Genomic DNA, 6,633 nt, shown 5'->3' with positions numbered 1-6,633 from the left:
GACCATCCGGCCGTCGATCCGGTACTCGCCGACGACGCGCGGCGCTGCGGCGAGGTCGACCAGGACCAGCCGGGCCTGCCCGACCACGCCGGGTGCGGGACGCCGACCGGGCACCGTGGACTCGGGGACCCTTCCGGCGCGCAGCAGCACGAGCGCGCGGTCCCCGTGCAGCAGCAGGCTGCCCTCCTGCCCGGAGAACCGGTCGGCGGCCGGATCGAGCGCCAGCCGGCCGGTCTGCCGGCGGGTCGCCGGGTCGACGACCGACAGCACGCCCCGGCCGTACGTGACGATGCGCCGGCCGTCGGTCTTGACCAGGTCCGGCTCGTCCACGCCGGCCTCGTGCACGTTCGTCCCGGAGAAGTCCGGAGTGGACGCCGGCCCGGCCGCCTTCTGGGCGCCGCTGTCGGCCCCGGCCTCCGCGCCGAACCGGAGCAGGTCGCGGCCCGGCCCGAGACCCCACGGTCCCACCGCCGCCCGAGCGGCCGCCCGGATCTGCCGTAGCGCCTCGTCGCAGGAGTCGAACGCGACGAGCCGCAACCCACCGGCCGGAACGGGCCGGCCGGTGGGCGGCGGATCGGCCGAGGGTGACGCGGTGCAGCCACCGAGGGCCAGCGCGGCGGCCATCGTCCATCCGATCGTCCGGAATCTGCGAAAGGTCATGGGCCGTCAGACGTGGCCGCAGCGAGCACGGTTCCCGGCCGAACGCGCTCAGCCGCCGGCCATCGCGCCGAGCACGATGAACGGCTCCTTGCCCTTGACGACCTCCTCGGGCAGCGGATCGTCCGGCGACTCGTTCGACAGGTCCAGCTCGCAGGCGTAGAAGCGGACGAACGGCCGGCGCTTCCCGCTGTGCCGGTCGCGGATCGTGCCGAGCAGCATCGGGTACGCGGCCTCCAGCGCGTCGAGCACCTCCCGCTGGGTGGGCGGCCCGGCCACCTCGACGCGTACCTCGCCGGTGACGTGCGCCAGGTTCTTCAGGTGCGCCGGTAACACCACCCGGATCACGGCAGCACCTGGACCTCGACCGAGAGCACGCCCGGCAGGTCACGCACGATCGGCGCCCAGGTATCGCCGCCGTCGGCCGAGTGATAGACCTGACCGCCGTTGGTGCCGAAGTAGATCCCGCAGGGGTCGAGCGTGTCGACGGCCATCGCGTCGCGCAGCACGTTGACGTAGCAGTGCGACTGCGGCAGCCCTTCGGTCAGCGGCTCCCAGTGCTCACCGCCGGTACGGCTGCGGTAGACGCGCAGCTTGCCCTCCGGCGGGTAGTGCAGCGAGTCGCTGGTGATCGGCACCACGTAGACCGTCTCCGGCTCGTGCGCGTGCACCGCGATCGGGAAGCCGAAGTCCGTCGGCAGGTCGCCGCTGATCTCCCGCCAGTTGCCGCCGGCGTCGTCGGTGCGCATGACGTCCCAGTGCTTCTGCATGAACAGCGTGTCCGGCCGGGACGGGTGCTGGGCGAGGCGGTGCACGCAGTGCCCCACCTCGGAGTCGGTGTCGGGGATCTCGCCGGAACGAAGTCCCTTGTTGATCGGCAGCCAGCTCGCGCCGCCGTCGTCGCTGCGGAACGCGCCCGCCGCCGAGATCGCGACGTAGATCCGGTCCCGGTCGGCCGCGTCGAGGATGATCGTGTGCAGGCACATCCCGCCCGCGCCGGGCTGCCAGGACGGGCCGGTCGGGTGCTGCCGCAGCGCGGTCAGCTCGGACCACTTCTGGCCGCCGTCGGTGGACAGGTAGAGCGCGGCGTCCTCACCGCCCGCGTACACGGTGTCCGGGTCGTGGCGGGACGGCTCCAGGTGCCAGATCCGCTTGAACTCCCACGGGCGCGGGGTGCCGTCGTACCAGAGGTGCTGCCCGACCTCGCCGCTGTAGGCGAAGTCGTTGCCGACTGTCGTCCAGTTCCGGCCGCCGTCGTCCGAACGCTGGATCAGCTGCCCGAACCAGCCGCCGGACTGGGACGCGTAGAGCCGGTCCGGTTCGACGGGTGAACCTGTGAGGTGGTAGATCTCCCATCCGCCGAAGTGCGGTCCGTCGACGGTCCAGTTGTCGCGCTTGCCGTCCGACGTCAGAATGAACGCGCCCTTGCGCGTGCCGACAAGTACCCGTACGCCGCTCATGTCTCGTCCTCCATCCAGGTGTCTTCCCTGCACTGACCGCGGGCCTCGCCGAAACTCATCGTCGTGGTACTCCCAGGCTTGACATTTCTCCGCCGGACGCGCGGCGGCCGGGCGCCACGCCGGTACGGCGGGAATGTCGGGGGCTGCGGCTAGCGTGCGGGCATGACCGGTCCCGGAGACGTTCCGCCCGAGCACCTCGACCGCCTGCGCCCGGTCTGCCTCGGCCTGCCCGACGCCTACGAGGAGCCGGCCTGGGTGGGTGTGCGGTGGCGGGTGCGCGGCCGCACGTTCGCCCACGTGCTCACCGTCGACCCCGGCCACCAGGCCGCGTACGCGCGGGCGGCGGCGACCGACGAGCCGGTGTGCGTGATGACGTTCCGCTCCCCCGGCGACGAGATCGCCGGGCTGCTCGCGGCCGGGCCGCACTTCTTCAAGCCGGACTGGGCCGCCGACGTGGTCGGCCTGCGGCTCGACGCGGACACGGACTGGACCGAGGTCGCCGAGCTGCTCACCGAGAGCTACTGCGTGCTGGCCCCGAAGAAGCTCGTGGCGCTGGTCGACCGGCCCGGTTGAGTCAGCCGAGCTTCTTGCGCAGCGTCTCGAACGCCAGGTCCGGCCGCAGCGGCACGCCGAAGCGCTCGTCGCCGTACGGGAACGGGCTCAGCTCGCCGGTGCGGACGTAGCCACGCCGCTCGTACCAGGCGATCAGGTCGTCGCGCTGGACGATCACGGTCATCCGCATCTCACCGGCGTGCCACTGCTGCGTCGCGTACCGCTCGGCCTCGGCCAGCAGCTCCCGGCCCAGGCCGCCGCCCTGCCGGCCGGGGGCCACCGCGAACATCCCGAAGTAGACGTGGTCGTCGCGGCGTTCCAGCTGGCAGCAGGCGAGCAGGTCACCGTCCTGCTCGGCGACCAGCACCACGCCGTCCGGGGCGGTGACCGCCGAGGCGACCATGTCCGGGTCGGTGCGCTGCCCGGCCAGCAGGTCCGCCTCGTGGGTCCAGCCCTGCCGGCTGCGCTCACCCCGGTACGCCGACTCGATCAGGTCGACGAGGGCGGCCACGTCGCCGGGGCGGGCGACCCGGACGGTACGGGATGCGGGGCTGGTCATGGCGGTTCTCCACGGTCGCGGCTGCGTACCTGGTCAGCGTACGCACGCGGGCGTCGCGGCCGGCGGCCGGGACCACGGGGCGGGACGGCTGGTGGTTCACTGCCCGGCATGGAGACGACGATCGGCACGGCGGGCCTGCCCGCGGTCCTCGACCTGCCGGCCGCGCCGGTACGGGGAGGCCTGGTGGTGCTGCACGGCTCGCACGCCGGGCAGCGTTCCCACTTCCTGTACGCGCACCTGGCCCGGCTGCTGCCCAGGGCCGGGATCGCGGTGCTGCGCTACGACCGCCGCCCCCGCGTCGACGGGCACGACGTGCCGCTGGCCGACCAGGCCGACGACGCCTCCGCCGCGCTCACCGAGCTGCGCCGGCACGTCGGGGCGGTCCCGGTCGGGTTGTGGGGGTTCAGCCAGGGCGCGTGGGCGGCGGTGCTGACCGCCACCCGGCACCCGGGCGACTTCCTGGTCCTGGTCGGTTGCAGCGGGGTGAGCCCCGCGAGGCAGATGCGCTACGGCACCGCTGAGCAGTTGCGCCGGCACGGGTACGGGCCGGCCGACGTGGTGGAGCTGACCCGGCTGCGCGCGCTCGCCGAGGACTACCTGCGCGGCGACGTGCCACGCGCGGTGGCGCAGGCGGAGCTGGACGTCGCCGTGCGCCACCCCTGGTTCCCACTGGCGTCCCTGCCCGAGGAACTGCCCGCCACGCCCGGCACGTGGACCGACATGGACTACGACCCGGCGCCGGTGCTGGCGCGGCTGACCTGCCCGGTGCTGCTCTGCTGGGGCGAGACGGACGCCTGGATCCCGATCGAGGACAGCCTCGAGGTGTGGCGGCGGGCGGCCCGCGACGCCGAGCTGACGGTGGCCCGGCTGGCGGGCTGCGACCACGCGCCCACGCTCGGCGAGGGTGAGGACCTGGACAGCGTCAGCCCGCAGTACGAGCGGGTGCTGTTGGGCTGGCTGGACCGCCTGCTGCCGCCGGCCGGCTGAGCGGGCTGCCGGTTCCGCCTCCAATTCTCCGCGCGCCGCGCCGCCGCCGACGGCTAGCCTGCCGGGCATGGATGCCGCGCTGCCCACGTTCGAGTTCGCCTTCCCCGGCCCGCTGCGCGACCAGCTCGTCGCCGCGGTGCTCGACGGGAGCAAGAGCACCACTACCGCGCTGGTCCAGGACTACGAGATCGACGGCGAGCCACTGCCGGCCGTCGGTACCCGCTCGGCGGTGATCGACTCCGACGGCCGGCCCGTGGCGGTGATCGAGCTGGTCGAGGTCCGCGTCGCCCGCCTCGGCGACGTCGATCTCGACCACGCGCGGGACGAGGGCGAGGGCTACGAGTCGGTCGCCGCCTGGCGGGCCGGCCACGAGCGGTTCTGGCACGGCGAGGACTACCGCGGCTGGCTCGGCGACCCGGCGTTCACCGTCGACGACGACAGCATGGCCGTGCTGGAACGCTTCCGCCTGGTCGAGACGCTCTGACCGCGCGCCCGGCTCAGGGGGCGGCGAGCCAGGCGCGCAGCTGGTCGCCGTGCTCGTCCAGCTGCGGGGGCGGCAGCTCGTAGCGCGGCGGGGTGCCGGACAGGCCGATCGGGTTGCGGATCCCCGGCACGCCGCCGGTCGTCGCCACCGGCTCCAGGCCCAGCCCCTGCGCCAGCGCCACGCCCTCGGCCACCGAGTTGATCGGGCTGCACGGCACGCCCGCCGCGCGCAGCTCGCCGAACCACTCCGCGCTGCCGCGCCGGGACAGCGCCGCCACCAGCAGCGGCCGCAGCTCGTCGCGGTGCGCGACGCGGTCGGCGTTGCGCCGGAACCGCGCGTCGCCGGCCAGTTCCGGCACGCCCAGCACCCGGCAGAGGGTACGGAACTGCGCGTCGTTGCCGGCGATCACCACCAGTTCGCCGTCGGCGGTGGGCAGCGGCTCGTACGGCACGATGCTCGGATGCGCGTTGCCCATCCGGTGCGGCTGCGCGGCCCCGGCCACGTGCGCGCTGGTGTGGTTGACCAGCCCGGACAGCGCCGACGAGAGCAGGTCCACCGTGACGTGCTGCCCGCGCCCGGTCTCCTCGCGGTGCCGCAGCGCGGCCAGGATCCCGACCGCCGCGTGCAGCCCGGCGATCACGTCGAACACCGCGACACCGGCCTTGTAGGGCGGGCCGTCGGCGTCCCCGGTGAGGCTCATCAGCCCGGCGGCGGCCTGCACCATGAGGTCGTACCCGGGCAGGTCGGCACCCCCGGCGGCGCCGAAGCCGCTGATCGAGGCGTACACCAGGCGGGCGTTGCGGGCGGTGAGCGTGTCGTGGTCGAGGCCGAAGCGGCGCAGCGCGCCCGGACGGAAGTTCTGGATCAGCACGTCGGCCCGGTCGGCCAGCCGGTGCGCCAGCGTCAGGTCGCCGGGGTCGGTCAGGTCGAGCACCAGTGAGCGCTTGTTGCGGTTGACCGCCAGGTAGTAGGTGGAGACGTCGTCGCGGACCGGGGGCCGCCAGCCGCGGGTGTCGTCGCCGCCCGGCGACTCCACCTTGACCACGTCCGCGCCGAGGTCCGCCAGGAGCATCGTCGCGTACGGCCCGGCGAGGATCCGGGAGAAGTCGGCGACCAGCACCCCGTGCAACGGACCCGACATGCCGACCCCTCTCTCGCCGCCGACCACGATGACACATTCCTGACGGCCCACCCGGCCGGGGTGGCCCGTCCGGCTACGGTCACGTCAGGGACGTACCGGAAAGGGGTGCCCGTGCCGCTGCTCAGCCGGCTCGCCGAGGCCACCGACGGGCGCCCGGGCGCGATCCGGGTGCAGGACCGCTCGCTGTCCTGGGTGGAGCTGCGCCGGGCGGCCGCCGCGGTCGCCGACGACCTGCGCGGAGCGGCCCGGGTGGCGGTGCCCGCGACGGCGACTCTGGAGACGGTGGTCGGCGTGGTCGGCGGGCTGCTCGCGGGCGCGGCGGTGGTGCCGGTGCCGCCCGACGCCGGGCCGATGGAACGCGACCACATCCTGCGCGACTCCGGCGCGGAGGTGCTGCTGGCGGCGCCGGGCACGCGGGAAGCCCATTCGCCGCCGCTCGTGCCGCTGGATCTGGCCCGGCGCTCGGACACCAGCCATCCCGAGCCCGACCCGGCGGCCACCGCGCTGATCCTCTACACCAGCGGCACCACCGGCGCGCCCAAGGGCGCGGTGCTGTCCCGCCGCGCGGTCGCCGCCTGCCTGGACGGGCTCGCAGACGCCTGGGCCTGGACACCGGACGACGTGCTGGTGCACGGGCTGCCGCTGTTCCACGTGCACGGGCTGGTGCTGGGCGTGCTCGGCCCGCTGCGCGTCGGCAGCCGCCTGCGCCACGTCGGCCGTCCCCACCCCGAGCGGTACGCGGCGGCGGGCGGCTCGCTGTACTTCGGCGTACCCACGATCTGGTCGCGGATCG

Annotated in this window: 9 protein-coding genes; 4 read left to right on the top strand and 5 right to left on the bottom strand. The window is 74.4% G+C overall.

The window, feature by feature from the left end:
• The 3 genes from KBX39_RS19205 to KBX39_RS19195 form a co-directional block, all read right to left on the bottom strand.
• Positions 1-660 (bottom strand): beta-propeller domain-containing protein (locus KBX39_RS19205; protein ID WP_247660361.1); only part of this gene is annotated, 660 nt, incomplete at its 3' end.
• A gap of 48 nt (positions 661-708) precedes the next feature.
• Positions 709-1,005 carry a MoaD/ThiS family protein gene (locus tag KBX39_RS19200; RefSeq protein ID WP_064446057.1) on the bottom strand — a complete coding sequence of 99 codons (297 nt, stop codon included), beginning with the start codon at positions 1,003-1,005 and terminating at the stop codon, positions 709-711.
• Positions 1,002-2,117, bottom strand: coding sequence for an exo-alpha-sialidase (locus KBX39_RS19195; protein WP_210871824.1), 1,116 nt, complete (start codon positions 2,115-2,117; stop codon positions 1,002-1,004). The genes KBX39_RS19200 and KBX39_RS19195 overlap by 4 nt, the downstream gene beginning before the upstream one ends.
• A 162-nt stretch (positions 2,118-2,279) precedes the next feature.
• On the opposite strand from KBX39_RS19195, the gene KBX39_RS19190 reads away from it, so the two are divergent.
• Positions 2,280-2,690, top strand: coding sequence for an MmcQ/YjbR family DNA-binding protein (locus tag KBX39_RS19190; RefSeq protein WP_043324249.1), 411 nt, complete (start codon positions 2,280-2,282; stop codon positions 2,688-2,690).
• Between the two features lies 1 nt (position 2,691).
• Here the strand turns inward: KBX39_RS19190 and KBX39_RS19185 are convergent, their stop codons facing one another.
• Positions 2,692-3,228 carry a GNAT family N-acetyltransferase gene (locus tag KBX39_RS19185; protein WP_064446059.1) on the bottom strand — a complete coding sequence of 179 codons (537 nt, stop codon included), beginning with the start codon at positions 3,226-3,228 and terminating at the stop codon, positions 2,692-2,694.
• Between the two features lie 108 nt (positions 3,229-3,336).
• Here KBX39_RS19185 and KBX39_RS19180 point away from each other — a divergent pair, with 108 nt between their 5' ends.
• Both KBX39_RS19180 and KBX39_RS19175 read left to right on the top strand, forming a co-directional pair.
• Positions 3,337-4,215, top strand: coding sequence for a S9 family peptidase (locus KBX39_RS19180; protein ID WP_210871822.1), 879 nt, complete (start codon positions 3,337-3,339; stop codon positions 4,213-4,215).
• A gap of 67 nt (positions 4,216-4,282) precedes the next feature.
• Entirely contained in the window at positions 4,283-4,699 is a 417-nt protein-coding gene (locus KBX39_RS19175; RefSeq protein ID WP_210871820.1) for an ASCH domain-containing protein, read from the top strand.
• A 13-nt stretch (positions 4,700-4,712) separates the two neighbouring features.
• On the opposite strand, the gene KBX39_RS19170 is transcribed toward KBX39_RS19175, so the two are convergent.
• Positions 4,713-5,840, bottom strand: coding sequence for a CaiB/BaiF CoA-transferase family protein (locus tag KBX39_RS19170; RefSeq protein ID WP_210871818.1), 1,128 nt, complete (start codon positions 5,838-5,840; stop codon positions 4,713-4,715).
• A gap of 111 nt (positions 5,841-5,951) precedes the next feature.
• On the opposite strand from KBX39_RS19170, the gene KBX39_RS19165 reads away from it, so the two are divergent.
• A partial coding sequence (locus tag KBX39_RS19165; RefSeq protein ID WP_210871816.1) for an AMP-binding protein occupies positions 5,952-6,633 on the top strand: 682 nt, incomplete at its 3' end.

Source organism: Micromonospora sp. D75 (assembly GCF_018070405.1).
GTDB lineage: Bacteria > Actinomycetota > Actinomycetes > Mycobacteriales > Micromonosporaceae > Micromonospora > Micromonospora chalcea.
Note: the sequence above shows the minus strand (reverse complement) of the source record. Positions and strands in the feature narration are given on the sequence as shown.

Coding starts and splice junctions, on each gene's coding strand:
- KBX39_RS19195 (WP_210871824.1), bottom strand. CDS start 2,117: ATGAGCGGCGTACGGGTACTTGTCGGCACGCGCAAGGGCGCGTTCATT.
- KBX39_RS19180 (WP_210871822.1), top strand. CDS start 3,337: ATGGAGACGACGATCGGCACGGCGGGCCTGCCCGCGGTCCTCGACCTG.
- KBX39_RS19185 (WP_064446059.1), bottom strand. CDS start 3,228: ATGACCAGCCCCGCATCCCGTACCGTCCGGGTCGCCCGCCCCGGCGAC.
- KBX39_RS19175 (WP_210871820.1), top strand. CDS start 4,283: ATGGATGCCGCGCTGCCCACGTTCGAGTTCGCCTTCCCCGGCCCGCTG.
- KBX39_RS19170 (WP_210871818.1), bottom strand. CDS start 5,840: ATGTCGGGTCCGTTGCACGGGGTGCTGGTCGCCGACTTCTCCCGGATC.
- KBX39_RS19190 (WP_043324249.1), top strand. CDS start 2,280: ATGACCGGTCCCGGAGACGTTCCGCCCGAGCACCTCGACCGCCTGCGC.